2 protein-coding genes are annotated in these 1,000 nt (G+C 66.9%); both read left to right on the top strand.

Features of this window, described 5'->3' with window-relative positions; genetic code table 11:
- The first annotated feature begins 13 nt into the window (after positions 1–13).
- Positions 14–832: a helix-turn-helix domain-containing protein gene (locus FNH08_RS50495; RefSeq protein WP_152778754.1), complete on the top strand. Its 819-nt coding sequence runs from the start codon at positions 14–16 to the stop codon at positions 830–832.
- A partial coding sequence (locus tag FNH08_RS50500) for a DUF397 domain-containing protein (RefSeq protein ID WP_152778755.1) occupies positions 829–1,000 on the top strand: 172 nt, incomplete at its 3' end. The genes FNH08_RS50495 and FNH08_RS50500, both read left to right, overlap by 4 nt.

Consider the following 1,000-nt stretch of genomic DNA (forward strand, 5'->3'; position numbering starts at 1 on the left):
ATAAGAGACAGGGATGGGTGGCGGGGAGCCGGAGTCGTCCGACAGTCTGCGGACGTTCGGGGCGATGGTCCAGGGTCTGCGGGAGCACGCGGGGCTGAGCCGTGAGGAGTTCGGCGAGCTCGTGCGGTTCTCCAAGCACACGGTGGCGTCCGTGGAGTTGGGGCGCCGCATGCCGGACGCGACGTTCGTGGACCGCGCGGACGAGGCGTTGGGGAACACGGGTGCGCTGCGGAAGGCGGCGGGGCGGCTGGGGCGGCAGCCGGGGTTGGCGGCGTGGTTTCGGCAGTGGGCGCGGATGGAGGCGACGGCCATCACGCTCTACACGTATGAGTGCCGCCTCATCCCCGGGTTGTTGCAGACAGAGGCGTACGCCCGGACGTTGTTCACGAACCAGTTGCCGCCGCTGGACGACGAGCAGATCGAAGCCCAGTGGGTGGCTCGGGCGGAACGGCAACGGCTGTTGCGGGAGAGGCCGAACACCGCGTTCAGCTTCATCTTGGAGGAGCAGGTGTTCTTGCGGCGCACGGGTGGGGTGGACGTGACGCGAGAGCTCATCGACCATGTGCTGGAGGCTGCCGAGCTGCGGAACGTCGAGGTGCAGATCATGCCTCTGGTACGGGAGGCACATGCTGGACTCGACGGTCCCATGCGCTTGCTGGAGACCCCGGAGAACACCTGGTTCGCGTACTGCGAGGGACAGCGAGGCGGCCTGCTCGTATCCGACTCGAAAGAGGTCAGCGTGCTCCAGAAGCGGTATGCCAGGATGCGTGCACAGGCTCTCGGCTTCGAGGACTCCGTGCGCCTGTTGGAGCGGATGCGAGGAGCGCTATGAACACGTCCGAACTGGCCTGGTTCAAAAGCAGCTACAGCGGAGGCGACGGCGACGACTGCGTCGAAGTCGCCCTCGCCTGGCACAAGTCCAGCTACAGCAGCAGCGGCGACGGCGACTGCGTCGAAGTGGCCCCCACCCCCACCACCATCCACGTCCGCGACTCCAAGA

Origin of the sequence: Streptomyces spongiae (assembly GCF_009377185.1) — a bacterium.
In the GTDB taxonomy this organism is placed as follows: domain Bacteria; phylum Actinomycetota; class Actinomycetes; order Streptomycetales; family Streptomycetaceae; genus Streptomyces; species Streptomyces spongiae.

What these genes read in the sequence shown, in the direction of transcription:
- FNH08_RS50495 (WP_152778754.1), top strand. Translation starts at nt 14, where the DNA reads ATGGGTGGCGGGGAGCCGGAGTCGTCCGACAGTCTGCGGACGTTCGGG.